The 26,666-nt window shown below is 71.0% G+C and carries 20 protein-coding genes and 1 riboswitch; of the genes, 4 read left to right on the top strand and 16 right to left on the bottom strand.

What is annotated here, in order from left to right; translation table 11 throughout:
• Nucleotides 1–357 precede the first annotated feature (357 nt).
• Nucleotides 358–1,158, top strand: a complete 801-nt coding sequence (locus OG758_RS28905; RefSeq protein WP_326712628.1) for an ABC transporter ATP-binding protein — start codon at nucleotides 358–360, stop codon at nucleotides 1,156–1,158.
• A gap of 70 nt (nucleotides 1,159–1,228) precedes the next feature.
• Nucleotides 1,229–3,760 (top strand): ABC transporter permease, encoded by a 2,532-nt coding sequence (locus tag OG758_RS28900; protein ID WP_326712627.1) that lies wholly within the window; start codon nucleotides 1,229–1,231, stop codon nucleotides 3,758–3,760.
• 62 nt (nucleotides 3,761–3,822) lie between these two features.
• On the opposite strand, the gene OG758_RS28895 is transcribed toward OG758_RS28900, so the two are convergent.
• From OG758_RS28895 to OG758_RS28830, 14 genes are all read right to left on the bottom strand, one after another.
• Nucleotides 3,823–5,121, bottom strand: a complete 1,299-nt coding sequence (locus OG758_RS28895; protein WP_326712626.1) for a cyclopropane-fatty-acyl-phospholipid synthase family protein — start codon at nucleotides 5,119–5,121, stop codon at nucleotides 3,823–3,825.
• 226 nt (nucleotides 5,122–5,347) lie between these two features.
• A complete protein-coding gene (locus OG758_RS28890; protein ID WP_326712625.1) occupies nucleotides 5,348–6,739 on the bottom strand; it encodes an NAD(P)/FAD-dependent oxidoreductase in 1,392 nt (463 codons plus the stop codon).
• A 487-nt stretch (nucleotides 6,740–7,226) separates the two neighbouring features.
• A complete protein-coding gene (locus OG758_RS28885) occupies nucleotides 7,227–8,171 on the bottom strand; it encodes a Ppx/GppA phosphatase family protein (RefSeq protein ID WP_326712624.1) in 945 nt (314 codons plus the stop codon).
• Nucleotides 8,168–8,698, bottom strand: a complete 531-nt coding sequence (locus OG758_RS28880; RefSeq protein ID WP_266563371.1) for a DUF501 domain-containing protein — start codon at nucleotides 8,696–8,698, stop codon at nucleotides 8,168–8,170. Before OG758_RS28880 ends, OG758_RS28885 begins: the two co-directional genes overlap by 4 nt.
• A gap of 82 nt (nucleotides 8,699–8,780) precedes the next feature.
• Entirely contained in the window at nucleotides 8,781–9,269 is a 489-nt protein-coding gene (locus tag OG758_RS28875) for an FtsB family cell division protein (RefSeq protein ID WP_326712623.1), read from the bottom strand.
• Between the two features lie 103 nt (nucleotides 9,270–9,372).
• Nucleotides 9,373–10,659: a phosphopyruvate hydratase gene (gene eno, locus OG758_RS28870; RefSeq protein ID WP_116512577.1), complete on the bottom strand. Its 1,287-nt coding sequence runs from the start codon at nucleotides 10,657–10,659 to the stop codon at nucleotides 9,373–9,375.
• 315 nt (nucleotides 10,660–10,974) lie between these two features.
• A complete protein-coding gene (locus tag OG758_RS28865) occupies nucleotides 10,975–11,655 on the bottom strand; it encodes a transglycosylase family protein (RefSeq protein ID WP_326712622.1) in 681 nt (226 codons plus the stop codon).
• A 4-nt stretch (nucleotides 11,656–11,659) separates the two neighbouring features.
• Nucleotides 11,660–11,831: riboswitch (cyclic di-AMP (ydaO/yuaA leader) on the bottom strand.
• Nucleotides 11,832–11,999: 168 nt separating this feature from the next.
• Entirely contained in the window at nucleotides 12,000–12,986 is a 987-nt protein-coding gene (locus OG758_RS28860) for a transglycosylase family protein (RefSeq protein WP_326712621.1), read from the bottom strand.
• Nucleotides 12,987–13,125: 139 nt separating this feature from the next.
• Nucleotides 13,126–14,403, bottom strand: coding sequence for a cytochrome P450 family protein (locus OG758_RS28855; RefSeq protein ID WP_326712620.1), 1,278 nt, complete (start codon nucleotides 14,401–14,403; stop codon nucleotides 13,126–13,128).
• Nucleotides 14,404–14,462: 59 nt separating this feature from the next.
• The gene (locus tag OG758_RS28850; protein WP_326712619.1) at nucleotides 14,463–15,455 is read right to left on the bottom strand and encodes a nucleoside triphosphate pyrophosphohydrolase; all 993 of its coding nucleotides are present in this window, start codon (nucleotides 15,453–15,455) and stop codon (nucleotides 14,463–14,465) included.
• A 33-nt stretch (nucleotides 15,456–15,488) separates the two neighbouring features.
• A complete protein-coding gene (locus tag OG758_RS28845) occupies nucleotides 15,489–16,169 on the bottom strand; it encodes a SurA N-terminal domain-containing protein (protein ID WP_326712618.1) in 681 nt (226 codons plus the stop codon).
• A gap of 147 nt (nucleotides 16,170–16,316) precedes the next feature.
• Nucleotides 16,317–17,801, bottom strand: a complete 1,485-nt coding sequence (locus OG758_RS28840) for a serine/threonine-protein kinase (protein ID WP_326716063.1) — start codon at nucleotides 17,799–17,801, stop codon at nucleotides 16,317–16,319.
• 50 nt (nucleotides 17,802–17,851) lie between these two features.
• On the bottom strand, nucleotides 17,852–18,484 hold the full coding sequence (locus OG758_RS28835) for a hypothetical protein (RefSeq protein WP_326712617.1): 633 nt from the start codon (nucleotides 18,482–18,484) through the stop codon (nucleotides 17,852–17,854).
• Between the two features lie 112 nt (nucleotides 18,485–18,596).
• Entirely contained in the window at nucleotides 18,597–20,690 is a 2,094-nt protein-coding gene (locus OG758_RS28830) for an N-6 DNA methylase (protein ID WP_326712616.1), read from the bottom strand.
• A gap of 198 nt (nucleotides 20,691–20,888) precedes the next feature.
• Between OG758_RS28830 and OG758_RS28825 the strand changes: the two genes are divergently transcribed.
• Both OG758_RS28825 and OG758_RS28820 read left to right on the top strand, forming a co-directional pair.
• Nucleotides 20,889–21,386 (top strand): hypothetical protein, encoded by a 498-nt coding sequence (locus OG758_RS28825; protein WP_326712615.1) that lies wholly within the window; start codon nucleotides 20,889–20,891, stop codon nucleotides 21,384–21,386.
• Between the two features lie 59 nt (nucleotides 21,387–21,445).
• A complete protein-coding gene (locus OG758_RS28820; protein ID WP_326712614.1) occupies nucleotides 21,446–22,210 on the top strand; it encodes a hypothetical protein in 765 nt (254 codons plus the stop codon).
• A 14-nt stretch (nucleotides 22,211–22,224) separates the two neighbouring features.
• Here the strand turns inward: OG758_RS28820 and OG758_RS28815 are convergent, their stop codons facing one another.
• Nucleotides 22,225–22,938 (bottom strand): HNH endonuclease family protein, encoded by a 714-nt coding sequence (locus OG758_RS28815; protein WP_326712613.1) that lies wholly within the window; start codon nucleotides 22,936–22,938, stop codon nucleotides 22,225–22,227.
• Between the two features lie 185 nt (nucleotides 22,939–23,123).
• Complete coding sequence (gene mfd, locus OG758_RS28810) at nucleotides 23,124–26,654, bottom strand: transcription-repair coupling factor (protein WP_326712612.1); 3,531 nt, start codon at nucleotides 26,652–26,654, stop codon at nucleotides 23,124–23,126.
• Nucleotides 26,655–26,666 lie beyond the last annotated feature (12 nt).

The raw sequence follows: 26,666 nt of genomic DNA, 5'->3' as shown, positions 1-26,666 counted from the left end.
TCGGGACAGATCCCCCGAACAGCGGAACGCCCGCTCGATGTTGTCTTATTTTATTGGCGCCTGAGGGTGCATCAGACCACGGTAGCCGCCATCCGCACATGCCGCAGGCCCTTCCACGCCCCTCGGCGCCCTCGTCCCCGTCACCGTGGATTGACGGGATTTCACCTCCCGCGGTGATCTTCGCTCTCAGGGTCCCGGGTCATCCCCAGGTATGACCCGGGCGGCCCCGGTCCCCCCGAAGTCGCCCCCAGGAACCGGAACAGCGGCTGACTTCACGGCCCGAGACGGCCACGACGATGGAGAGGTCCCCCCAACGGGACCCCGTCCCCACCCGTCGACCGACAGGAGCCCCCTTCCGTGACCACCACCCCCATCGCCGGCAAGGCCACCGCAGTGGCCGCGCGCGCCACGGATCTGTCCAAGGTCTACGGACAGGGCGAGACCCAGGTGGTCGCGCTCGACCGGGTCTCCGTCGACTTCCGGCAGGCCGAGTTCACCGCGATCATGGGCCCGTCCGGGTCCGGCAAGTCGACCCTGATGCACTGCGTAGCCGGCCTCGACAACTTCTCGTCGGGCTCCGTGCGCATCGGCGACACCGAGCTCGGGTCCCTCAAGGACAAGCAGCTCACCAAGCTCCGCCGGGACAAGATCGGCTTCATCTTCCAGGCGTTCAACCTGCTGCCCACCCTGACGGCCCTGGAGAACATCACGCTCCCCATGGACATCGCGGGCCGCAAGGCTGACAAGCAGTGGCTGGAGAACGTGATCACGATGGTGGGCCTGTCCGACCGGCTCGCCCACCGGCCCTCGGAGCTCTCCGGCGGCCAGCAGCAGCGCGTGGCCGTCGCCCGTGCCCTCGCCTCCCGGCCCGAGATCATCTTCGGTGACGAGCCGACCGGAAACCTGGACTCGCGCTCCGGCGCCGAGGTCCTCGGCTTCCTGCGCAACTCCGTGCGCGAGCTGGGCCAGACCGTCGTCATGGTCACCCACGACCCGGTCGCCGCCGCCTACGCGGACCGCGTGATCTTCCTCGCCGACGGCCGCGTCGTCGACGAGGTGTACGCCCCGACCGCCGACTCGGTCCTGGACCGTATGCCGCGTTCTTCCGGGGGGTCCCCCCGGACCCCCGAGTTCGACGCCGAGGGACGCACGAGCTGACGCCCGCCCGCACAGTCGCCGCCCCGCCGCCCCACCGCCTCGTCGCCGTACTCCTGGACTGAGAAACCCCATGTTCCGTACCGCCTTGCGCAATGTGTTCGCGCACAAGGCCAGGCTCCTGATGACCGTGCTCGCCGTCATGCTCGGCGTCGCCTTCGTCTCCGGCACCCTGGTCTTCACCAACACCATCTCCGACGCCTTCCAGAAGAGCTCCGCCAAGGGCTTCGACCAGGTCGACGTCGCCGTCACGCCCAAGACCGCCGAGTCGAAGGGCGACCGGGTCGCCAAGGCCCCGAAGCTCACGCAGGCCACCCTCGACCGGGCCGCGAAGACACCCGGCGCCGCCTCCGCCATCGGCGTCGTCAGCGGCTTCGCGGCCGTCGCCGACAAGGACGGCAAGCTCGTCGGCAACGGCTTCTCCACCCAGGGCGCCAACTACTGGGGCGACCGCGACCCGCGCTACCCGCTCAAGAGCGGCAAGGCGCCCAGCGGCAAGGGCGAGGTCGCGCTCGACTCGCGGACCGCGAAGCGCGCGGGCTACAAGGTCGGCGACACCGTACGGATGTCCATCGACGGGCCCGTCCTGACGCCCACCGTCACCGGCATCTTCACCACCGAGGACGGCAACGTCGCGGCCGGCGGCAGCCTCGCCCTGTTCGACACGGCGACCGCGCAGCAGCTCCTGCACAAGCAGGGCAGTTACGACGAGATCGACGTCAAGGCCGCGGCGGGCACCGGCCAGGCCACCCTGCAGAGCGCCCTCGACAAGGCCCTGCCGAAGGGGCAGGCCGAGACCACGACCGGCAAGCAGCTCGCCGACGACCAGGCCGAGCAGATCTCGTCCAGCATGAGCTCGATGAAGTCGAGCCTGCTGGTGTTCGCCGGTATCGCGCTCTTCGTCGGCGTCTTCATCATCGCCAACACGTTCACGATGCTCGTCGCCCAGCGCACCAAGGAACTCGCGCTCATGCGGGCCGTCGGCGCCTCGCGCAGGCAGGTCACGCGCTCCGTCCTCGCGGAGGCGTTCGTGGTCGGCGCGGTCGCGGCCGTCACCGGTCTGGCGGCGGGCATCGGCATCGGCGCCGGGATGCGCTCCCTGATGGGCGCGACCGACGCGCAGATCCCCGACGGGCCGCTCGTGGTCTCGCCCGGCACGGTCGTCACGTCCCTCGTGGTCGGTGTCGTCATCACCATGCTGGCCGCGTGGCTGCCGGGCCGCCGCGCCGCGAAGATCCCGCCGGTCGCGGCGATGAGCAGCGTGCACGCCACGGCGACCACCCGCTCCCTCGTCGTACGGAACACGATCGGCGCGCTGTTCGCGGCGGCCGGCATCGCCTCCTCCCTGTACGCGACGACGATGAGCGACGGCACCTCGGCGCAGGCCCCCCTGGGCCTCGGCGCGGGCCTCCTCGTGATCGGCGTCTTCATCCTCACCCCGCTGCTGTCCCGCCCGCTGATCGCGGCCGCGGGACCGGTCCTGCGCGTCTTCGGGATCTCCGGCAAGCTGGCCCGCCAGAACGCCGTCCGCAACCCGCGCCGCACCGCCGCGACCGCCTCCGCCCTGATGATCGGCCTCACGCTGATCACCGGCATGACGGTCATCGCGGGCAGCGCCCAGCAGGCCATCGACAAGATGGCGTCGTCCGCCCTCAAGGCCGACTACGTCGTCTCCATGGCGAACATGAACTCCCTGTCCCCGGAGGTCGCCGGCAAGCTCGCCGAGGTCGACGGCGTCACCGCCACCAGCGGCCTGGGCAACTCGCCCTCGCGCATCGACGGGAAGACCGAGTTCCTGACCGGTGTCAACGGCGCGACCATCGGCTCACTGACCGATCTCAAGGTCGACAGCGGCATCTTCCGGATCGGCGGCCGTGACGTCGTCGTGGACGACAAGACCGCGAAGGACCACGGCTGGCGCACCGGCTCGACGTTCACCACGAACTTCGAGGACGGCAAGAAGCAGCAGCTGACCGTCGCCGGGGTCTACGAAGGCAACGACATGATGCGCGGCATCATGCTGGACTCCGCCGTCCTGACCCCGCATGTCACGGACCCGTCCGACATGCAGGTCATGGTGAAGACCGACGGCGGCACGTCCGCCGCCGCCAAGGACCGGATCGAGAAGGCGCTCGGCGACAACCCGGCGATCCTCGTCCAGGACAAGCAGGACATCTCCAACGCGATCTCGAAGATGTTCACGCTGATGCTGAACATGCTCTACGGCCTGCTCGCCATGGCGGTCATCGTCGCCGTCCTCGGCGTCATCAACACCCTCGCCATGTCGGTGTTCGAGCGCTCGCAGGAGATCGGCATGCTGCGCGCGATCGGCCTCGACCGCAAGGGCATCAAGCGCATGGTGCGCCTGGAGTCCCTGGTGATCTCGCTGTTCGGCGGTGTGCTCGGCGTCGGCCTCGGCGTGTTCTTCGGCTGGGCGGCCGGCCGGCTCATGGCGATGACCCTGTCGACGTACGAGCTGGTCCTGCCCTGGGGCCGGATCGGGATCTTCCTCGCCCTGGCCGCCCTCGTCGGCATCCTGGCGGCCCTGTGGCCGGCCCGCCGCGCGGCCCGGCTGAACATGCTCGCGGCCATCAAGTCGGAGTAGCGGGACGGGGGATGGGGCGCACCGGCCGAGTGCCGATGCGCCCCATCCGTGTGTCCGGGCCGTCAGTTCCAGGTACGCGCCCGCAGGGGCATACCCGGGTCGCCCGACAGGGGCGTCTTCACGGCGAGGATCTGGTTCACCCCGATCTTGTTGCGCTCGAAGCTCAGCGCGCACGCGGCCATGTACAGGCGCCAGATGCGGGCCCGGCCGGGGCTCGTGAACTTCACGGCCGCGGGCCAGCCCGCCTCCAGGTTGGCCACCCAGCGGCGCAGGGTGAGCGCGTAGTGCTCCCGGATCGCCTCCAGGTCCCTGACCTCGAACCCGGCCCGCTCCAGGAGCCCGGTGGTCGTGCCGACCGGCGCGAGTTCCCCGTCCGGGAAGACGTACGCGTCGATGAACTCGTCGACCTCGTACGTCGACTCGTCCTTCTGGGGGCGCCGGCCGATCTGGTGGTTGAGGAGCCTGCCGCCCGTCTTGAGAAGGGCGTAGAGCGCCTCGGCGTACTCCAGGTACCGCTCGGAGCCGACGTGTTCGGCCATGCCGATGGACGAGATCGCGTCGAAGGGGCCGTCGCGCACGTCGCGGTAGTCCTGGACCCGGATCTCCACCCGGTCGGTGAGCCCCTCCTCGGCGACCCGCTTACGGGCGTACGCGGCCTGCTCCTGCGAGAGGGTGACGCCGACGACGCTGACGCCGTACTCGCGGGCGGCGTGGATGGCCATGGAGCCCCAGCCGCAGCCGACGTCGAGCAGGCGCTGACCGGGCGCCAGGCCGAGCTTGCGGGAGACGAGTTCGAGCTTGTCGCGCTGGGCGTCCTCGAGGGTGCCGTCCGGCGAGTCCCAGTACGCGCACGAGTAGACCATCGAGGGGCCGAGGACCAGCTCGTAGAAGTCGTTTCCGACGTCGTAGTGGTGGCTGATGGCCCGTCGGTCGCTGCCCTTGGTGTGCAGATGCAGGCGGCCGCGCCTGCGCATCTCCTCGCCCGGCGGCGCGGGCGGCAGGAAGGGCGCGGCGAGCTTGACCAGCTCGGCGACGGCGGCCCTGACCCTGGGCTCCTTCAGGGCCTCGACGAGGCTCCTGCCGTCCCCCTCGGGGCGCTCCCAGATGAGCCCGGCCATCCGGCCGAGGGCGTCGTACAGATCGCCCTCCACGTCCAGGTCACCGGCCACCCAGGCGCGGGCCAGGCCGAGTTCTCCCGGCTTCCACAACAGGCGGCGCAGGGCGCGGCGGTTGCGTACGACGAGAATGGGTCCGGCGGGCGGCCCGGCCTCCGAACCGTCCCAGGCGCGAAGCCTTACGGGAAGCGGTACTCCGAGTAGCTGTTCGGCGAGGTTCTTCAGCCGCTGTGCGGCGTCCTGCATGGCGCACACCTCCGTAATGGGAGACGATCCCGGAATCGTCCAACACCACGTAAACACCAACGGAGCGCTCTCGCAGTCCCGTTACTGCGTTACGGATCGGCAAAATACATGTAGCCGCCACGTATATCGATGGACCGGAGTGCCGGCCGGGCGGATCCGGGAACGCCGAAGGGGCGCTCGCACCACGGATGGCGAGCGCCCCTTCAGGGGTGTTACTGGACCGGGGTCAGGAGGCCTTGGCCTTCTCCTCGACCTTCGGAGCCTCGGCCGGGGTCGGGGCCGGCGCCGGCTTGGCGGCCTCGTAGAACTCCTCGCGCGGAGTCTCCAGGGCACCGAGCGCGGTGATGTCGCGCTTCTGGAACATGTTGATCGTCCACTCGGCGATCACACGGATCTTGCGGTTGTACGTCGGCATGGCGAGCCCGTGGTAGCCACGGTGCATGTACCAGGCGAGACGGCCCTTGAGCTTGATCTTCATCTTGCCCATGACGATCATCGCGACGCCCTTGTGCAGGCCGAGACCCGCGACCGCGCCCTTGTTGCTGTGGCTGTACTCCTTCTGCGGGAAGCCCCGCATGCCGGAGACCACGTTGTCGCCGAGGACCTTGGCCTGACGCATGGCGTGCTGCGCGTTCGGCGGGCACCAGGCGTTCTCGTTGCCCGCCTTGCGGCCGACGAGGTCCGGGACCTGGGCGTTGTCGCCCGCGGCCCAGATGTAGTCCGAGCCCGCGACCTGGAGGGTGGCCTGGGTGTCCACGTGGCCACGCGGGCCGAGCGGGAGACCGAAGCGCGCGAGGGCCGGGTTCGGCTTGACGCCGGCGGTCCACACGATGGTGTTGGCGTCGACCTCGAGGCCGTTGCTGAGCACCACGTGACCGTCGACGCAGGACGGCATGGTGGTCTTCAGGTAGACCTCGATGCCACGGGATTCCAGGTGCTTCCTGCCGTACACGCCGAGCTCGGGGCCGACCTCGGGCAGCACCTTGTCGGCGGCGTCGACGAGCACGAAGCGCATGTCCTCGCGCTTCACGTTCTTGTAGAACTTGGCCGCGTCGCGCGCCAGGTCCTCGACCTCACCGATCGTCTCGGCGCCCGCGAAGCCACCGCCGACGAACACGAAGGTGAGCGCCTTGCGGCGGATCTCCTCGTCGTTCGTGGACTCGGCCTTGTCGAGCTGCTCGAGCACGTGGTTGCGCAGGCCGATGGCCTCCTCTACACCCTTCATACCGATGCCGACCTCGGCGAGGCCCGGCGTCGGGAAGGTGCGGGAGACCGCGCCGAGCGCGATCACCAGATAGTCGAAGGGAACCTCGTACGCCTCGCCGACGAGCGGGGCGACCGTGGCGACCTTGCGGTCCTGGTCGATGGTGGTGACCCGGCCGGTGAGAATCTCGGCTCCGGGCACAGCGCGTCGCAGCGGGACGACGACGTTGCGCGGCGAGATGCTGCCGGCGGCGGTTTCGGGGAGGAAGGGCTGGTAAGTCATGTACGAGCGCGGGTCCACGACCGTGACGGTCGCTTCCGCATAACGCATCTTCTTGAGAATGCGTCGTGCTGCGTACAGGCCTACGTACCCACCGCCTACTACGAGGATCCTGGGACGCTCCGTGGTGCTCATGCCATCGAGTATCCACCCGTCCGGAGGGGGTCGCTCGTGCGCCCCTTCACAAGCATGGGCGGGGCCTCTGCTACACTCCGCCGCCCACGTGACCGAGGTCATGGCCCTGGCAGGGAACCACGGTATGACGCCGGTCGTTTCACACCCCTCTTGAGCTGCCGCTCCGGGCATTCGGCGGGGGTGGACCACTCATCCGGTTCATCCGCCCGCAACAAGCTTGGAACGCCCCGCGTGGCAGCCGCCAGAGCCCGAAGACCCCCTCCCACGGGCCATCTGGCCCGGAACCTTGCCCCATGAGGCCGAATTCCTTGTGAAGAACTTCACGAACTTTCCCGACGGGGTGTCGCCGCAGCGTGTCGCCCCCCTCCTCGACCGCGCTCAGACGACGTCCTGAGCGCTCAGGGGAGTCAGCCACGGGCGGTACCGGCAGCTCGGAAGGGGGGCCGGGAAGGGGTCGGGAAAAGGCCTGGACCGGGCCGGGAACGGGCTAGGCGATCGACCAGGCGATGCCGTCGAGGATGTCGTGCTCGCTCACCACGACCTCCTTGGCCCCGATCCACTCCATGATCAGGCGCAGCACCAGCGCACCGGAGGCGATGACGTCGACGCGGCCCGGGTGGATGACCGGGTTCAGGGAGCGCTGGTCGTGCGTGGACGTCATCAGCCAGTCCGTGAGCTCGGCGACGCGCTCGTAGGAGATACGGGAGTGGTGGATGGCCACCGAGTCGTACTCGGTCAGGCCGAGCGCGAGCGCGGCGACCGTCGTCACGGAACCGGCGAGACCCACGAGGGTGCGGGCCGCGGTCAGCGGGACGGTCTGCGTCACGAGGTCGAGGGCCTCGACGATGTCCTCGCGGATGGCCTCGATCTGCGCGGGCGTCGGCGGGTCGGTGACCTGGCCGTCCTCCCCCATGAGGTGGCGCTCCGTCATACGGACGCAGCCGATGTCGACGGAGCGCGCCGCCACGACCGTGTCCTCGCCGACGACGAACTCCGTCGAGCCGCCGCCGATGTCCACGACCAGGTAGGGCCTGTCGAGGTCGGCCCGGCCCGTCAGCTCCTTCGTCGCCCCGGTGAAGGAGAACTCGGCCTCCTGGTCACCGGTGATGACCTCGGGTTCGACGCCCAGGATGTCCATGACCCCGCGCACGAAGTCGTCCCGGTTCTCGGCGTCGCGGGACGCGGAGGTGGCCACGAAGCGGATCTTCTCGGCGCCGTGTGCCTTGATGACCTCGGCGTACTCGCGGCAGGCCGCGAAGGTGCGCTCCAGCGCCTCGGGCGCGAGGCGTCCCGTGCGGTCCACGCCCTGCCCGAGCCGCACGATCGTCATGCGGCGGTCCAGTTCGACGAGTTCACCCGTGGTGGGGTCGGCGTCGGCGACGAGCAGCCGGATCGAGTTCGTGCCGCAGTCGACGGCGGCGACCCTGGTCACTCGCTCTCCTCGGGCGCGGCCGACACGCAGGGACCCTTCGCCCACCACTCGGGCAGCATCGCGATGGCCTCGTCGCCGAGCGGGTTCACGCCCGGGCCCGCGGCCAGGGAGTGGCCGACCAGGACGTGCAGGCACTTCACCCGGTCCGGCATGCCGCCCGCGCTCGGGAAGCCCTCGAGGACCTCGATGGCGTCGCGGCGCGCGATGTAGTCCTCGTGCGCCTTGCGGTACGCGTCCGCGAGCTCGGGGTCCGTCTGAAGGCGCTCCGTCATCTCCTTCATGACGCCGTTCGCCTCCAGCGTGCCGATCGCGGACGCGGCGCGCGGGCACGTGAGGTAGTACGTCGTCGGGAAGGGCGTGCCGTCCTCGAGGCGCGGCGCCGTCTCGACCACGTCCGGGTTTCCGCACGGGCAGCGGTGCGCGATGGCCCGCAGGCCGCGCGGCGGGCGGCCGAGCTGCTCCTTGAACGCCTGGATGTCGGCGTCCGTGGGCGCGGTCGGCTCGGTCTGGGGCGGGGGCGTGTCCATGCCTGGGGGCTTTCCTTCAGTGAACTTCGGTGGGGGTACTGCGGATTCGGGATTCGGGGCTTCGGGCTTCGGTGAGCGCGGGTCAGTTGTCGGGGCGGTCGGCCTTGTCGACGCCGTCCCAGACATTCGAGTACCAGGGCCGGCCCTTGGCGTCCCCCTCGGAGCGGGTGCGCTTCGCCGCGTCGGGGTCGCGCGCGACGTAGCCGGTCTCGCCCGGCATCACCAGGTGGAGCCGGTCGCGGATCCGCTGCTCGGCGTACGAGTCGTCCTGCCAGCGTGCCTTCTCGTCACGCAGCCTGTCGACCCTGCTCTGGGCCTCCTGCTGCCGGCGCTGGAGGTCGGCGATCTCCCCGCGCTGGGAGACGTACTGCCTTATGGGGTAGGCGAGCGCGACGACCAGGGTGCACAGGACGAGGGCCAGGAGTGCCGCCCGGCCGGTGAGGCGGGAGCGGCGGGCCTGGCGTCTGGTCTGGGAGCGGTAGACGCGCTCGGCGGTCTGCTCGCCGAGCAGACGCAGCCGGGTCGCGGTGGAGAACCGGTCACGGTCCCTGTCCCGGACTCTCCCGGCCATGTTCGCGCCTCCCCTTTACGTGCGTACGTCCCCGCACACGGTACGGGACCGGGTGCGGGGACGTACGTACGACGCTTCCTAAGGCAGTGCCTTACGGGTGTGCTCAGCCCTTGAAGCGGGGGAATGCGCTGCGGCCGGCGTAGACCGCGGCGTCGTCGAGGATCTCCTCGATGCGCAGGAGCTGGTTGTACTTGGCGACGCGGTCCGAGCGGGCCGGGGCGCCGGTCTTGATCTGGCCGCAGTTCACCGCGACGGCGAGGTCGGCGATCGTGACGTCCTCGGTCTCGCCGGAGCGGTGGGACATCATGCACTTGAAGCCGTTGCGCTGGGCCATCTCGACGGCGTCCAGGGTCTCGGTCAGCGAACCGATCTGGTTGACCTTGACGAGCAGGGCGTTGGCGGAGCCCTCCTCGATGCCGCGGGCGAGGCGCTCGGGGTTGGTGACGAAGAGGTCGTCGCCGACGATCTGGACCTTGTCGCCCAGCTTCTCGGTGATGACGTTCCAGCCGGCCCAGTCGTCCTCGTACAGCGGGTCCTCGATGGAGACCAGCGGGTACGCGGAGACGAGCTCCTCGTAGTACTCGGTCATCTCGGCGGCCGAGCGGGACTTGCCCTCGAACTCGTACTTGCCGTCCTTGTAGAACTCGGACGCGGCGACGTCGAGCGCGAGCGCGATCTGCTCGCCGGGGACGTAACCGGCCTGCTTGATGGCCTCGACGATGAGGTCGAGGGCCTCGCGGTTCGAGCCGAGGTTCGGGGCGAAGCCGCCCTCGTCGCCCAGGCCGGTGGACAGACCCTTGGTCTTCAGCACCTTCTTGAGGGTGTGGTAGACCTCGGCGCCCCAGCGAAGGGCCTCGGAGAAGGACTCCGCGCCGATCGGCGCGATCATGAACTCCTGGATGTCGACGTTGGAGTCGGCGTGCGACCCACCGTTGAGGATGTTCATCATCGGGACGGGCAGCAGGTGCGCGTTCGGACCGCCGAGGTAGCGGAACAGCGGCAGGTCGCTGGCCTCGGAGGCGGCGTGCGCGACGGCGAGGGAGACGCCGAGGATGGCGTTGGCGCCGAGCGAGCCCTTGTTGTCGGTGGCGTCCAGGTCGAACATCGCCTGGTCGATCAGGCGCTGCTCGGTGGCGTCGTAGCCGACGAGCTCCGGGCCGATCTGCTCGATGACGGCGAGGACGGCCTTCTCGACACCCTTGCCCTGGTAGCGGTTCGGGTCACCGTCGCGGAGTTCGATGGCCTCGAACGCGCCGGTGGACGCACCGGACGGGACAGCGGCACGACCGGTGCTGCCGTCGTCGAGGCCGACCTCGACCTCGACCGTGGGGTTGCCTCGGGAGTCCAGGATTTCCCGGGCTACGACGACGTCGATGGACGGCACGAGCATCTCCTTCTGGGATGTGACGCAACTACGCCGGGCCGCATGGTCCGGCAACACCTGAGCCTAACCGGCTCCGGGCCTCAGACCAGCCGACCGACCGGCCCGTGGACAAACCGAGAGCGAATTGTTTCCGAACGGAACAAAAAGCCCCGGCCGACAACGGACGAAAGCCCAGGGCCTCTCACGCACCAAAACCCCGCCCCGGGTGCGACGGGGGAATGCGCACCCGGGGCGGGGAGTCTTGGGGGCCTGGCGTGGTACCGGTCGTCCGCCGAAAGCCGGTACCCGAGCGGCCTGAGGGCCGCCGCCCTCCTCTATTACTTACTTGAGGTGGAGCTGCTGGCCCGGGTAGATCAGGTCGGCGTCCTCGACGATGTCCTTGTTCAGCTTGAAGAGCTTCGCCCAGCCGCCCTTGGTGTGGTGCGCCTCGGCGATGGTGCTGAGGGTGTCGCCGGCCTTCACCTTGTACTCGCCGTCACCCTTCTCGACCTTCTTGCCGGCCGGGGTCTCGACGGTCTTCTTCGACTGCTGCTTCGGGGCGGCAGGCGTCGTGCGCTCCTGGCTGCGGGTGGTCGGCTGCTCGGCCTTGCGCTCCGGCTGCGGGGCGGCGGCCGGGGCGGAGCCGGTCGAGGCGGCGGACAGGCCCACGCCGCAGCTCGGCCAGGCACCCTTGCCCTGGCTGGCCAGGACCTTCTCGGCGACGGCTATCTGCTGCGCCTTGGAGGCCTTGTCGGCGGTGGAGGCGTAGGCGGTGCCGCCGTACGCGGCCCACGTGGACGAGGAGAACTGGAGGCCGCCGTAGTAGCCGTTGCCCGTGTTGATCGACCAGTTGCCGCCGGCCTCGCACTGCGCGACCGCGTCCCACTCGGAGGCGGTGGCGGCGGAGGCGCCGGTGGCACCCATCAGCGGGACGGCGACAGCGGCACCGGCGACACCGGCGAGCGTGGCGACACGGACGGCCTTGGACGGGCGGCGGTGCTTGCCCTTGCTGGAAAACAGCATCGAGAGATCCCCTCACCGACGCCTACGAGGTGAGCTGTCGGGTTCGGGCCGGATGAGTGCCCGGTCGCACGTCCTGCGTGCGACTTAACCCCAAGCCGGTCGTTCGGCCGTCTCTCGACGGCCGGGGCCGGCACTTACCTTGGGTCCCCCGCTCCTGCCTACGGCGCTTACGCGACGACTGTTCCCGTACGGACATTGGCAGGATTCGGCGTGACATCCGACGGGGCCCGCTGTGGCGAGCGGTGATGACCGTAAGCAGTGGATCGCCCGAATTTCAAAGACGATCAGGGCCTTGAGACCCATCTCTCACTCTCGCCAAAGCGGACATTCGGCCCGAACTCCCGCTACTTTTCGCCCGATTCGAGCCCAAGATCCAGACTCTGACCAGGAAGGATGAGGTCGGGATCGGCGCCGACCGTCTTCTTGTTCTCGGCGTACAGAGCGGCCCATCCGCCGTCCACGTCATGGGTGTCGGCGATGTCCCAGAGGTTGTCGCCGGCGCGCACGGTATAGGCGCCTTCGTCCGCATTCGCTCCCTTGCGCCCGCTTTCACCACCGCGCGAGGCGTGGCGGCCCGAGCTGTCGTCGGCACGCGAGGAGCCCGTGGCGTCGTCCTCGGCGGCGCCGCCGCGGTGCCGGCCGGAGGCGGGCGGAGTGGCGGAGTCCGGGCTGCCGGAGGCCTCCGACGAGGGCGCACCGGGGGTCGAAGTCGAGCCGTCCCGGCCGGACTTGTCACCCTTGACGTCATCCACGGTGTTACCCGAGGTATCGCCCGAGTTGTCGTGATTCTTCTCTCGGGAGTCGCCCTTCGCGCCCGAGGACACGGAGTCCGCCGGCTCGTCGCTCGCGTCATCCTTCGTGGTGTCGCCGTTCGCCGCGTCGTCACTGCCGGAGTCGCCGGCGGACGCGGACGGGGTCGGCAGGGCCGCGCCGGGATCGACCTTGGCCGCCGCGTCGTCCGTCGTGAGGCCCGAGGTGACCGAACAGACCGGCCACGCCCGCGGACCCTGGTCGGCGAGGACCTTCTCGGCGACGGCTATCTGCTGCGAGCGGCTCGCCTGGTCGGCGCGCGGCGCGAAGTCGAGGCCGCCGTAGTCCTCCCAGATCTCCTGCGAGAACTGGAGCCCGCCGTAATAGCCGTTGCCCGCATCGGCGCTCCAGGAGCCGCCGCTCTCGCACTCGGCGAGCTTGTCCCACGTGGCCGTCGACGCGGCGCTCGCGCTGGTCGCGCCGAGCAGGGGAATCGCGATGGCGGAGCCGGCCACTCCCGCGGCGACGATGAGCGCGGGAGCCTGGCGGGGGCGACGGTGACGACCGTTCCCGGTGAGCATGGAGGCGCCTTTCGGGGGCTCGGGGAATGCTGCGGCGGGTGGTGCCGCGATGACTGGTGAACGTAGCGGGAGTCGAACGCTTGTCACAAGTCGATGCAGCCGAGATCACATGAAAGTCACAGTCTTGACGGACCGTCAGTTACGGGGCTTCGTCCGGGCCCTCCTGATGCGGCGTGAACTCGACCGGAAGCGTGCGCAATCCCCGCATGATGAGCCCGCCGCGCCAGCGCAAATCGGCAGGATCCCCCGCGAGTCGCAGGTCCGGAAGACGCGTCAGAAGCGTCGCCAGGGCGGTCTGCCCCTCGAGGCGCGCGAGCGGGGCGCCGAGGCAGTAGTGGATGCCGTGCCCGTATCCGAGGTGCTGATTGTCACGCCGGGAGAGGTCGAGGGTGTCGGGCTCGTCGAAGCGCGCCGGATCACGGTCGGCGGCGGCGAGCACGACGAGGACGGGGTCACCGGCGGCGATGTCCTGCCCTCCGACGGTCAGCGGTTCGGTCGCGAAGCGCCACGTGGCGAGCTCCACGGGGCCGTCGTAGCGCAGGAGTTCCTCGATTCCGGTCTCCAGAAGGCCGGGTTCGTCGGCGCCGGGGGCCAGCGACCGCTGGAGCCGCTCGCGCTGCTCGGGGTGGGTGAGCAGGGCGTACGTGCCGTTGCCGATCAAGTTGACCGTGGTCTCGAACCCTGCGAACAAAAGGATGAAGGCCATGGCGGCGGCCTCGTTCTCCGTGAGGTGCTCGCCGTGGTCGGAGGCGCGGATGAGGCCGGAGATGAGGTCGTCGCCCGGGTCGTTGCGCTTGCGGTGGATGAGTTCGGCCAGATAGCCACGCATCTTCTTGACGGAGCGCGCGACGCCCCCGCGCGGGCCCCCGCCGTGGCGGATCATCATGCCCGCCCAGTCGCGGAAGTCGTCCTGATCCTCGCGCGGGACGCCCAGCAGGTCGCAGATCGCGTAGATGGGGAGCGGGAAGGCGAAGTCGTGGATCAGGTCGGCCTCGCCCTCAGTGGCGAACCGGTCGATGAGCTGGTCCGTCAACTCCTGCACGCGGGGGGCGAATTCGGCCACGCGGCGCGGGGTGAACGCCTTCGAGACGAGGCGGCGCAGGCGGGTGTGGTCCGGCGGGTCGATGTTGAGCAGATGGGTCATCAGCTCGGCCTTGCGTTCGCCCGGAATGCCGGTCTTGCCCTTGGCGTGGGCAGGCTCGTCATGGTGCGCCGGATTCTTGGACAGGCGCTGGTCGGCCAGTGCCTGCTTCGCGTCCGCGTACCGCGTGACCAGCCAGGCCTCGACACCGCTGGGGAGCGTCGTGCGGTGAACGGGCGAGTGCTCGCGCAGCCAGGCGTAGGCAGGGTACGGATCAGTGGCGAACTCCCAGGTGAAGAGTTCGGGAGCGGTGCGCTGCGCGGGCTTGTCGGTCACGCCTCGACGGTATCCGGCCCGGGACGCCCCCTCCTGCCGGACCCCGCCGCGGACACGACCTAGGCCAGCCCCTCCGCCGCCCGGATCGCGTCCCGGTACGCACGGGCCGCCGCGCGCAGCGCCGCTTCCGGGTCGACGCCGTCGGCCTCGGCGCTCAGGGCGAGCGTCAGCAGTTCGTAGCCGACGCCCTCGCCGCCCGGCGCCGGCACGTCGAGGCCGGCCGTGCGGACCCGGGATCCCAGCTTCGCCGCGAGCGCGAGGCCGGGCTGTCCCACCGGCACCCCGTCCGTGACGGACTCGCGCTGCTTCTCGACGGCCTTCGTACGCAGCCAGTGCTCCTTCACGTCCTCCGGCGTGAGCGCCGTGTCGTCGCCGAAGACGTGCGGGTGACGGTGGATGAGCTTCTCGACGATGCCGCCGGCGACATCGTCCACGGAGAACGCCTCGTCCCCTTCCTCACCGGAGGCCTCCTCGGCGATCCGGGCGTGGAAGACGACCTGGAGGAGCACGTCCCCGAGCTCCTCGCGCAGCTCGTCCCGGTCGCCGTCCTCGATCGCCTCGACGAGTTCGTACGCCTCCTCGATCGCGTACTTCGCCAGGCCCTTGTGGGTCTGCTGCGAGGACCACGGGCACTCGCGGCGGATGCGGTCCATGACCTGGACCAGATCGAGGAGGCGGGCGCCCGGCAGGTCGTAGGAGGCGGGGAGCAGTTCCAGGTCGGGCATCGCGACACGGCCCGAGCCGGCGAGCGCGGCCAGGCCGTCGGTCAGGCGCCGGTCGCCCTCGGCGGTGGCGACGACCACGACGGTGCGGCCCCCGGCACAGGCGTCGACGAGCTCGTGGGCCGTCGGGGCCGCCTCCCGCACCTCGATACCTGCCTCCCGCAGATACGGCAGCTGTGGGTGCGCGGCGTCGGCGCACAGGACCTCGTCGGCGGCGTGCAGGAGCTGCCAGGCCGACCAGGACAGCAGGCCGGGGGCGACGCGGTGGCTGGTGGTGAGCAGGACGATGCGGCCGGTCGGGGCGGCGTCGGGTGCGTTCTCGGCGTTCACGCCTCGAACGTAACCCAGGCCGCCTGCCGCGCCCTACGCCGTCTGCTCGTCCCCCGTCTTCGGGGACGTGACCTCGCGCACCCACGGCGTCTTCGCGTCGGCGCGGCCGTGGCTCTTGGCGATGTCCCAGGTGCCGTAGCGCGGGTTCAGGTCGACGTGCAGCTCCTTGGAGGCCTGGTCGAGCGCCTTCCAGAAGGGGGCCTGGTCGCTCGCGGACTGGGACTGCATGTTCGCGCCGACCTTCTGGGCGAGGCCCATGACCTCGAGGTCGGTGCGGGCGCTGTCCGCGATGCGCTCGGGCGCGATGTTGTACTGCTCGAGCAGGGCGAGCCGCATCTGCCGGACGCCGCCGGCCTGCTGCGCCATCGCGGCTACCCGCTCCTGGATCTGCCTGCGGCTCACCCCGACGCCCGCGTCGGCGGCCGCGCGGTGCAGGACCCGGTCGAAGACCATGGAGTGCAGCGTGTTCCGGGTGAGGCTGCCGGACTTGGCGATGGCCTGCTCGTACTGCTGGTCGTCCTTGGTGGCGGTCTGCTGGGCGTCACGCACCTCGTTCACCCGGTTCTCCAGCTGGGAGACGGTGATGCGGTCACTGCCCACGACGGCCGCGGCGCCGGGATGCGCGTCGTCGCCGCAGGCGGTGAGGAGGGGGACCGCGGCTACGGCGGCGGCGGAGAGGACGAGCGCGGTGCGGCGGCTGTTGCGGCGATGCAAGGTGGGCCTCCCTGCGAAGAGTTTGTGCGTCGGTGCACAAAGTCCGGCGGTGATCGATGTTAGGCAGTGGCCGAGCTCTCGGCCACCTATTCGACCCAACGATTCGCCGGGAGTTGAGGCACTCCCCCGCGCCCGGCCCGCCCCGGCTCAGCCCCGGACCTGCCCCAGCCACTGCAAGGTGCGGCGGATTTCGGCCGGGAACGGGTGTCCCGGCCCGTGGAGACGCTCCGCGTCGTGCAGGAGACGTACGAGGGTGTCGTGCGCGGCGGCCCGGTCGCCGAGCGCGAGGAGCAAGTGGCCGATGCGGCGCCGGACTTCGAGGGGCAACGTGATGTCCGTCGTCGCGTACTGGTTCTGGTAGTACGGGAGCAGTGCCCGGTATTCGGCGAGCGCGGCGGCCGGTTCGCCGAGCTGTTCCAGGCACTGCGCGGCCTCGTAGCGGAACTGGAGGGACTGCGGGTCGGCCTGGCCCGCCTCGGCGGAGCGCTCGTCGGCGAGGTGGCGCAGCTCGGGCAGGGCGCGGCGGTACTGGCCGTCGTCCATGAGCGTCGCGGCGTACTGCTTGCGCAGGGTCCGGACGACCGGTGAGTGCTCGCCGTGCTGGGCCGCGGCGGCGGGCAGGATCGCGCCGAGGATGTCGACGGCCTGCGTGATGCGGCCCTCGCCGAGCAGGCGCTTGACCTCGTCGACGGCGCCCGCGACGTCCGGCTTGTCGGTGTGGGGCGTGGGCGCGGCGGGCTGCGGGGCGGGGGTGCGGGCGCGGTCGGGCCAGGGGGCGTGCGGGCGCAGGAAGGGGCGGGTCGGGTCGAGGGGACCGCCGCTCGGTACGCCGCGCGCGGGCAGCAGCGGGAGCAGGGCCTCGTACGTCTCCTGCGCGGAGGCGGGCCGGTGCTGCGGGTCCTTGGCGAGCAGGCGCAGGACGAGCGCCTCCAGGGGTTCGGGGACCTCGGGGCGCAGGCGGCGGACCGGCAGGGGCGGCTCGTAGAGGTGGCGGTGCAGGACGCCGAGGGCCGTGGAGCCCGCGAACGGGACGTCTCCGCTGAGGAGTTCGTGCAGCAGCACCCCGAGCGCGTACAGGTCCGTGTAGGGGCCCACCGCGCCGCCCATGGCCTGTTCGGGCGCCATGTAGGCGGGGCTGCCGATGGGGGAGCCGGTGTGGGTGAGGCGGGTGGTGTCGGTGTCGAGCACGGAGGCGACGCCGAGGTCGAGGACGGTGACGGTGCCGTCCTGCTTGACCATCACGTTCCGCGGCTTGAGGTCGCGGTGCACGATCGGCACGGCGTGCACCGCGCACAGGACGGCGCACAGCTGGGCCGCGACGGAGACCGCCCACTGCCACGGGTAGGGGTCGTGTTCGGCGAGGTGGTCGGAGAGGTCGGCCCCGTCCACGTACTGCATGACGAGGTAGAGGTCCTCGCCCTGGGTGCCCGCGTCGTGGACGGTGACCAGGCCGGGGTGGTCGACCTGGGCCGTGACGCGGCACTCGCGCACGAAGCGGCGGCGCAGCTCGTCGGCCTCCTGGCCGGCGACGCGGTCGGGGCGCAGCAGCTTCACGGCGACGCGCCGGTCGAGCCGCTGGTCGTACGCCGTCCAGACCTGGCCCATGCCGCCCTGGCCGATGAGGGTGGACAGCTCGTAGCGCCCGGCGACGAGTTGTCCGCCGGACGCGTTCAGGGGGTGGGTCACCGTCCGCCTTCCTGCTTTCGCAGGTAGTCGCTGAGTTCGTCGAGTTCCGCGCGGACCTGGTCGATGCGGTGGGGCGGCGGCGCCTGGGGCTGCGGGGCGGGGGTGGGCACGGGTGTGGGGGCCGGGCCCGCGGTCTGGGTCAGCTGGTCGTGCACGGGCGGCGTGGAGGGCGGCGCGTAGTGCTGCGCCTGCGGATACCCGTACGCGGGTTGCTGGAGCGGGGGTTGCTGGAGCGGCTGCTGCTGCGGGTGGTACCCGCTCGCGTAGCCGCCGTAGAACCCGAGGCGCCCTTTGCGGCAGTGGAGGATGTCGGCGACGAGGTAGTACAAGACGACTCCGGCGAGCGTGATCAGAAGCATCATCATGCCCGCGTCGCCGCGCCACGTCGTGAAATCGTCGACGCCCGGGTCCGTGGCGAGCAGCGCGACCGTGCCGACCTGGAGCGCGGCGACGGACGCGAAGATGATCCAGTCCGTCCTGCTGCGCGTCGTCAGCGCGAGGCGCAGCAGCGCCGCCCACGCGAGGAAGCCGATGCTCAGCACGGCGAGCGCCACGAACAGGACGCGCAACCCGATCTGCACGCCATGCGACGGGCGCTGTGGCGGTGGCATGTAGCCCTGGCCGTGCATGGTTTCTCCTGCTGCTCCTGCTGACGGACCCTTTGTGTGTCGAGCGTATAGGCCGACTCCGACAACCCGCGCCGGGTTGTACGGAACCGTTGTCGTACGGATGTCAAACGCGTCACTCGGGGCCGAGTGTGCCGTCCGTCAGTCCGTCGTGCAGGCCCTGCACGAGTTGTTCGCCGAGGCGCGCGGCCTGGCGCAGGGCGTCCTCGAACCCGGCCAGGGCGCGGAAGCGTTCGCCGTAGCGGCGCTGGTCGGCGAGTGGCAGGCGCGGGAGTTGGAGGCGGCGCACGTCCAGGCGCGTCGCGGTGGACGCAAAGCTGCTGGCCTGCCGGTTGTTGGCGGTGCCGCGCAGGAACCCGGCGAGGAACCAGGGGTCGAGCGCGGCCCGGTCGGGGCGCAGCAGCGTCAGGCCGCGGCCGAGCGCGGAGCCCGCGGTGGCCTCGTCGACGACACGGACGACCGCCCCGCCGCCCGCCAGCGGCACGACGACGTCGCCCGCCTCGACGAGTACGGGCTCCTCGTCGCCGCCCTGGGGTGAGCCGGAGGGTGCGGTGCCGGCGAGGACGTCGTGGTCGGTGAGGACGGGCACGCGCGCGGAACCGCCGGTGGCGGGCCCCGATGCCGCTGCGACCGCCGTGGCGGTCCGCACCAACAGGGCGCCCGCGCGGGCGAGTTCACCCACCGTCGTCTGGGGCCAGCGGGCCGGGCTCTGCGCGGCGGGCGGGGTGTCGGGGGCGCGGTCGGCGGTGAGGCGCAGGGTGTCGCCGAGGCGGGTGCGGACCGCGGCGAGCTCCTCGGCGCCGCCGGCCGCGGCCGGGGGCGGCAGCCGGCGCGCGGGCGCGAGGTCGACCTCGTCGTCGAGCAGTTCGATCACGGGCACGGAGCGGGCGACGCCGGGCAGTTCCTCGATCGTGCCGTCGCGGTCGAAGGGCCGCCAGGCGTCGAGGACGGCCTGCTGGACCTGCTCCCACGGCAGCCTGTCGCGTCCGTCACCGGAGCCCGCCGGGCCGCCCCCGGTCGTCTCGACGAGGAGGAGTTCCGGCGCGGGCGGTGTGCCGGCGCCGGGCCTGCGCAGGACCCACAGGTGCAGCGGGATGTTGTTGGGCGGGACGGAGCCCGCGGGCAGGGCGATCACGGCACGCAGGGCGCCGCGGCGCAGCAGGTCGGCGCGGATACGGCGGCCCGAGCGGCGGGAGGCGGCGGCGGGAGGCATCAGCAGGACGGCGGTGCCGCCGTCGCGCAGACGGGCCAACGCGTGCTGGATCCAGGCGAGTTCGGACTCGGTGCGGGCCGGGAAGCCGTACTCCCAGCGCGCGTCGTAGGCGAGTTCGTCGTGGCCCCAGTTGCGTTCGTTGAACGGCGGGTGGGCGAGCACGGCGTCGGCGCGGACGTCGGGGAACGCGTCGGCGCGCAGGGTGTCGCCGGCCGCGGTGCGCACGGTGGCGCCGTCGGCGGCCGGGGTGCCGAGCGCGAGACGGAGCGCGGTGAGGGCGGCGAGGTCGGGGGCGCTGTCCTGGCCGTAGAGGCGCTGGTCAGGCTCGGGTGAGAGGTCGCGCACGGCGCGCAGCAGGGCGCCGGTGCCGCAGGCCGGGTCGAGGACGGTGCGGGCGGGTCCGGCGAGGGCGGCCATGAGCTGGGCGGGGCCCGCGGGCGTGAGCGTGTACTGGCGCGGGTTGGCGTCGAGATGACGGCCGAGCAGGAACTCGTACGTCTGGCGGGCGCCCAGTTCCGCGGCGAGTTCGGCGGCGCCGCGCAGCAGCGGGACGGAGGGCAGGAGCCCGGTGTCGGGCAGGCGCACGGCGCGCTCGTCGCGGGGGCCGAAGCGGCGGTTCAGGACGTCGTCGAGGGCGGCCGGGAGGCGCTGGGCGAGGTGCTCGTCGGAGACCGCGGCGAGTTCGAGCCAGTCGGTGGGCCGGTCGTGCACGAGGAGCAGGGCGCAGCCGGCGTGCAGGAGTGCGACGCCGGGGCCCGCGGGGTGCCCGGCGAGTTGCTGCCAGACGCGTTCGCGCAGCGGGACCTCGGCGAGCTTGCCCTGCTCGCGCAGCCAGTTCTCGACATCGGTGAGGGCGAAGGAGGGGCTGGTCTCGCTCCCGCCGACGGGCTTGGGGAAGTCGGGGTGGCGGCGGCGCCAGTTGCTGACGGCGGCGCGTCCGACCCCCGCGAGCCGGGCGATCCCGGCCGCGGTCACTTCTGTGGCGTTGTCCTGCACCCGGCGTGCTCCCCTCGGCTCCCCACATGACTGTTGCGCCGAGCATACCCGCGAGCACGTAAGCGCCCCATTCACGGCCGTGTACACACTCGACTCCGTAAATCGTGTTGACTCGGTTCACAAGCTCTGCTCTTATTGACCCATCGAAACAAGCGGTCGCCGGAATCGAGGGGCCGCCTTCTGTTGGGGGGATCAGCCATGGGCATGAAGACCAAGGTCGCGCTGGGTGCGGTCGTCGGGATCGTCGTCATCGGCGTCGTATCGGCCAACTCCGGCGACAACGGCGACAACGGAGGGAAGGGCGGCGGCACCTCCGCCGCCGCGGACAAGAACGCGGGCGGCTCCGGCGGCAAGGCGGCCGGCAAGGGCGACGACGCCGCCAAGTCCGACGCCGGTGACAAGGGCGCTTCGAAGGCCTCGCAGGCCGAGCAGTTCAAGGCCTTCGTGGCGAAGAACGGCACGCCCAAGGAGAAGGACGCCGTCGCCCACGTCCTCAAGGTCCAGGGCGCCGACCAGCAGAACGACATCCTCGACAGCGCCGACGTCTACACCGACTTCACCGGCGGCCTGATGGGCGAGGGCTCCGGCCCCTCCAAGCTGATCGCCTCCGCGTTCGCGGACTGGAAGGACAGCAAGAACGGCCTCGTCACGGTCTACGACGCCGACGGCGAGATCATCACCAACGGCAACTTCTGACGGCCGTGCACCACCGCTCCGCCTCCACCACCTCAACCACCTCCCGGAGGAGAACTCCCATGCGTCGCAGCACACTTGCCGCCCTCTGCCTCACCGCCGTCACGGCCACCCTCTCGCTCACCGCGTGCGGGACCGGCGGCCCCGGCGACGCCGCGGGCCCGGGCGACAAGCCCAAGGCCCCCTTCGCCGACCTGTCGGGACCGCAGATCGCCAACAAGGCGATGAAGGCCACCCGCGGCGCCTCGTCCCTCACCATCAAGGGCAACGCGGCCGACGGGGACGGCGGGCAGATCGCCCTCGACGTCGCCCTCGACAAGAAGGGCGACTGCGCCGGCTCGATGGGCATGAAGGGACAGGGCAAGGTCGACCTGATCAAGACGGGCCCGACCATGTACCTCAAGTCCGACGAGGCGTTCCTGCGCGCGCAGAGCGAGGGCGAGTCCAAGGCGGACACCGACGCCGTCGTGAAGATGCTCGCGGGCCGCTGGATGAAGTCGAAGGCGGACAGCCCCGACACCAAGGACATGGCGGACTTCTGCGACCTCGACTCGATGCTCGCCGAGTTCAAGAGCAATGACACCCTCGCCCGCAAGGGCAGGGCGACGACGGTCGACGGCACCCCCGCGTTCACGGTCACCGAGACCGACGGCAAGGACGAGTACACGCTCTACGTCGCGACCGAGGGCAAGCCGTACGTGCTCAAGCTCGTCACCAAGTCCGCCAAGGAGCCGGGCGCGCTCACGTTCTCGGACTACGACAAGCCGGTCGAGGCAGCGCCGCCGGCCGACAAGGACATCGTCGACCTGGACAAGATGGGCGGCTGACCGGGCCCGAAGGCTCAGCGCGCGTGGAAGCGATCCGGCGCCGACGTCGGGTTGCCGCCCGTGGGCAGCGCCTGGTCCGGGCAGGTCGACAGCACCCGCTTCATGGCGTCCCGCTCACCGGCCGTCACCCACAGCCCGTACTTCTTCTTCACGGCGACCTGCCCGGCGACATACGTGCACCGGTACCCCTTGCGGGGCGGCAGCCAGGTCGCCGTATCGCCCTCGCCCTTGCTGCGATTGGGGCCCGCGTCGACCGCGAGGAGGTTGAGCGGGTCGTTGGCCAGGGCGATGCGCTTGCTCGGGTCCCACTTCTGGGCGCCCTTCTGCCAGGCGTCGGAGAGGGCCACCAGATGGTCGATGTCGACCTGACTGCGGCCGCGCGCGAACGCGATCTCCTTGCCGGTGTACGGGTCGGACGCGAGCGTCCCCGACACGACCGTGCAGCGCCCGTCGCGGAACTTCACCCCCGTCAGGTCCCGCTTGAGTATGTCGTCCCGGGTGTCGCAGCCGTTCGAATCGGTGTCGGCCCAGGCGCTGCCGAAGCGGCCCCGGTCGTAACCGGTCTTGGGCGCCCGCCCCTTGACGGCCAGCGAGTTCACGGCGTCGAGCGCACCGCCCGCCTTGTACTCGGGCCCGGACCCCGACTCGCCCTGCTGCTCCACGGTGCATCCGGTGGCGGCGGCCACGGTCACCAGTACGGCGGCGACGGCCCGCCCAGCGCCTCGCATCACGACGCTCCCCCCTGCTAGTCCGGCTTCGGTGTCACCGTATCGGGTGAGCGCGCCCGTCACCCGGGCGCACCGGGGCGCGCTCAGGCAGCCGCCTTCCCGTCGCCCCTCCCGGTCACGCCTTCCCGGGCCCGTCCCGGTCACGCATTTCCGAACGCACCTTCTCGGGCCCGTCCCGCGAGACTCTACGAACCGAGGATCGACGTCAGGAACTCCCCCACCCAGCCCAGGAGTTCGCGTCCGACCAGCGGCTTGCCGCCCACCTTCGCGGTCTTCGGGCGCGGGACGAGTACCTGGTGCGCCGCCGCCTTGATGACCGTTCCCGGGTAGAGGCGCTTGAGGCGCAGCTCCTGCGACTCCCTCAGCTCCACGGGGGCGAAGCGGATGTTGTTGCCCTGGAGGACGATCTCGCCGACGCCGCACGCCCGCGCGAACATGCGCAGACCGGCGACGAGCAGCAGGTTCTCGACCGGCTCGGGCAGCTTGCCGTAGCGGTCGGTGAGCTCCTCACGGACCGCCTTGACGTCCGCTTCCGTGTTCACGGAGGCGATGGCGCGGTAGGCCTGCAGCCTGAGCCGCTCACCCGGCGCGTAGTCGTGCGGGACGTGCGCGTCGACCGGGAGCTCGATCTTGACCTCCAGGGGCGGCTCCTCCTCGACGCCGCCCTCGACGGCGGCCCGGTAGTCGGCCACCGCCTCGCCGACCATGCGGATGTAGAGGTCGAAGCCGACGCCCGCGATGTGGCCCGACTGCTCACCGCCGAGCAGGTTGCCCGCTCCGCGGATCTCCAGGTCCTTCATCGCCACGTACATGCCCGCGCCCATCTCCGTGTGCTGGGCGATGGTGGCGAGACGCTCGTGCGCGGTCTCGGTCAGCGGCTTCTCCGGCGGGTACAGGAAGTACGCGTATCCGCGCTCGCGGCCTCGGCCGACGCGGCCGCGCAGCTGGTGGAGCTGGCTGAGGCCGAAGTTGTCGCCGCGCTCGACGATCAACGTGTTCGCATTGGAGATGTCGATGCCCGACTCGACGATCGTCGTCGAGACGAGGACGTCGAACTTCTTCTCCCAGAAGTCCACGACCACCTGTTCCAGGGCCTGTTCGGACATCTGGCCGTGGGCCGTCGCGATGCGCGCCTCGGGGATGATGTCGCGCAGGCGGGCCGCCGCGCGGTCGATGGACTCGACGCGGTTGTGGATGTAGAAGACCTGGCCCTCGCGCAGCAGTTCACGGCGGACGGCCGCGCCGATCTGCTTCTCCTCGTACGGGCCCACGAAGGTGAGCACCGGGTGGCGCTCCTCGGGCGGCGTGGTGATCGTCGACATCTCGCGGATGCCGGTGACGGCCATTTCGAGCGTACGGGGGATGGGGGTCGCGGACATCGTGAGGACGTCGACGTTCGCGCGGAGCTTCTTCAGCTGCTCCTTGTGCTCGACGCCGAAGCGCTGCTCCTCGTCGACGATGACGAGGCCGAGGTCCTTGAACTTCGTCTCGGAGGAGAACAGGCGGTGCGTACCGATGACGATGTCGACCGCCCCGTCGCGCAGGCCCTCCAGGGTGGCCTTCGACTCGGTCTCGGTCTGGAAGCGCGACAGTGCCCGTACGTTCACGGGGAACTGGGAGTAGCGCTCGGAGAACGTGCCGAAGTGCTGCTGGACGAGGAGGGTCGTGGGCACGAGGACCGCGACCTGCTTGCCGTCCTGGACGGCCTTGAAGGCCGCGCGAACAGCGATCTCTGTTTTGCCGTAGCCGACGTCGCCGCAGATCAGGCGGTCCATCGGGACCGTCTTCTCCATGTCCTCCTTGACCTCGGCGATGGTCGTGAGCTGGTCGGGCGTCTCCACGTACGGGAAGGCGTCCTCCAGCTCGCGCTGCCAGGGCGTGTCCGGGCCGAAGGAGTGGCCGGGCGCCGCCATGCGCGCCGAGTACAGCTTGATCAGGTCCGCGGCGATCTCCTTGACCGCCTTCTTCGCGCGGGCCTTCGTCTTCGTCCAGTCCGCGCCGCCCAGCCGGTGCAGCGTCGGGGCCTCACCGCCGACGTACTTGGTGATCTGCTCCAGCTGGTCGGTGGGGATGTAGAGGCGGTCGCCGGGCTGGCCGCGCTTGGCGGGCGCGTACTCGACGACGAGGTACTCGCGGGTCGCGCCCTGGACCGTGCGCTGCACCATCTCGATGTAGCGGCCCACGCCGTGCTGCTCGTGGACGATGTAGTCGCCGGACTCGAGGGTGAGCGGGTCGATCGTCTTGCGGCGGCGGGCCGGCATGCGCTGGCCGTCCTTGCCCGCCGCCTTCTGGCCGGTCAGGTCGGTCTCGGTGAGGACCGCCAGCTTCAGGGCCGGGTCCACGAAGCCGTAGTCGATGGAGCCGCAGGAGACCTGCACGACCGCCGGGGTGAGCTCGGTGAGGTCCTGGTCGAGGCGGGCCGGGACTCCTTCGCCGCCGAGCACCTCGACGGTGCGGGCGGCGGGGCCGTGGGCCTCGGTGACGTAGACGGTGCGCCAGCCGTCGGACAGCCAGCCCTTGGTGTCGGCGAGCGCCCGCGCGGTGTCGCCGCGGTACGTCTCCGGGGCGTGCATGCCGAGCTTCAGGGTGTCCGAGCCCAGCTCCTCGTCGGCCGCGAACGGGGACACCGACCACCACATCATGTCCAGCTCGCGGGCCCGGTCGCGGACGTCGGCGATGGACCGCAGGGACGCCGCGTCCACGTCGATGGGGGCCTCGCCGCCGCCTGCCGTGGCCGCCCACGACGCCTGGAGGAACTCCTGCGACGTGGCCACCAGGTCGGCCGCGCGCGTGCGCACCCGCTCCGGGTCGCACACCACGGCCATGGAGCCCTCGGGCAGCACGTCGACCAACAGCTCCATGTCGTCGACGAGGACCGGGGCGAGGGACTCCATGCCCTCGACCGCGATGCCCTCGGCGATCTTGCCGAGGAGTTCACCCAGCTCGGGGTGTTCCTCGGCGAGGGCGGCGGCGCGCTCGCGCACCTGGTCGGTGAGCAGCAGCTCACGGCAGGGCGGCGCCCACAGGCCATGCTCGGCGACCTCCAGGGAGCGCTGGTCGGCGACCTTGAAGTAGCGGATCTCCTCGACGTCGTCGCCCCAGAACTCGATGCGCAGGGGGTGTTCCTCGGTCGGCGGGAAGACGTCGAGGATGCCGCCGCGCACGGCGAACTCGCCCCGCTTCTCGACGAGTTCGACCCGGGAGTAGGCGGCTGCCGCCAGCGACTCGACGATCTCGTTCAGATCGGCGCTCTGTCCGGTGCTCAGCGCCACGGGCTCCAGGTCGCCGAGCCCCTTGACCTGCGGCTGGAGCACGGACCTGACGGGGGCGACGACGACGGAGACCGGTCCGGTCTCGGGGTCGTCGGTGCGGGGGTGCGCGAGACGGCGCAGGACGGCGAGGCGGCGGCCCACGGTGTCGGAGCGCGGGGAGAGCCGCTCGTGCGGGAGCGTCTCCCACGAGGGGTATTCGACGATGCCGTCCGGCGGCAGCAGCGAGCGCAGCGCGGCGGCCAGATCCTCGGCCTCCCGTCCGGTGGCGGTCACGGCCAGCACGGTCCGCCCGGTCCGCCGCGCGAGAGCGGCCACCGCGAAGGGCCGCGCGGCGGGCGGGCCGACGAGGTCGACGTGGGGGCGGTGCCCGTCGGTGGCGGCCTTCACCGCTTCGGCGAGCGCCGGGTCTCGTACTACGGCGTCCAGCAGACCGTGCAGGCTCATGAAGGGCTTCCA

The organism is Streptomyces sp. NBC_01474 (genome assembly GCF_035918215.1).
GTDB lineage: Bacteria > Actinomycetota > Actinomycetes > Streptomycetales > Streptomycetaceae > Streptomyces > Streptomyces aureus.
Note: the sequence above shows the minus strand (reverse complement) of the source record. Positions and strands in the feature narration are given on the sequence as shown.

Excerpts from the sequence above, each read along its gene's own strand:
- OG758_RS28860 (WP_326712621.1), bottom strand. The coding sequence starts at position 12,986 with ATGCTCACCGGGAACGGTCGTCACCGTCGCCCCCGCCAGGCTCCCGCG.
- OG758_RS28895 (WP_326712626.1), bottom strand. The coding sequence starts at position 5,121 with ATGCAGGACGCCGCACAGCGGCTGAAGAACCTCGCCGAACAGCTACTC.
- OG758_RS28820 (WP_326712614.1), top strand. The coding sequence starts at position 21,446 with ATGCGTCGCAGCACACTTGCCGCCCTCTGCCTCACCGCCGTCACGGCC.
- eno (WP_116512577.1), bottom strand. The coding sequence starts at position 10,659 with ATGCTCGTGCCGTCCATCGACGTCGTCGTAGCCCGGGAAATCCTGGAC.
- mfd (WP_326712612.1), bottom strand. The coding sequence starts at position 26,654 with ATGAGCCTGCACGGTCTGCTGGACGCCGTAGTACGAGACCCGGCGCTC.
- OG758_RS28880 (WP_266563371.1), bottom strand. The coding sequence starts at position 8,698 with ATGGACACGCCCCCGCCCCAGACCGAGCCGACCGCGCCCACGGACGCC.
- OG758_RS28900 (WP_326712627.1), top strand. The coding sequence starts at position 1,229 with ATGTTCCGTACCGCCTTGCGCAATGTGTTCGCGCACAAGGCCAGGCTC.
- OG758_RS28875 (WP_326712623.1), bottom strand. The coding sequence starts at position 9,269 with ATGGCCGGGAGAGTCCGGGACAGGGACCGTGACCGGTTCTCCACCGCG.
- OG758_RS28835 (WP_326712617.1), bottom strand. The coding sequence starts at position 18,484 with ATGCACGGCCAGGGCTACATGCCACCGCCACAGCGCCCGTCGCATGGC.
- OG758_RS28865 (WP_326712622.1), bottom strand. The coding sequence starts at position 11,655 with ATGCTGTTTTCCAGCAAGGGCAAGCACCGCCGCCCGTCCAAGGCCGTC.
- OG758_RS28825 (WP_326712615.1), top strand. The coding sequence starts at position 20,889 with ATGGGCATGAAGACCAAGGTCGCGCTGGGTGCGGTCGTCGGGATCGTC.
- OG758_RS28815 (WP_326712613.1), bottom strand. The coding sequence starts at position 22,938 with ATGCGAGGCGCTGGGCGGGCCGTCGCCGCCGTACTGGTGACCGTGGCC.
- OG758_RS28890 (WP_326712625.1), bottom strand. The coding sequence starts at position 6,739 with ATGAGCACCACGGAGCGTCCCAGGATCCTCGTAGTAGGCGGTGGGTAC.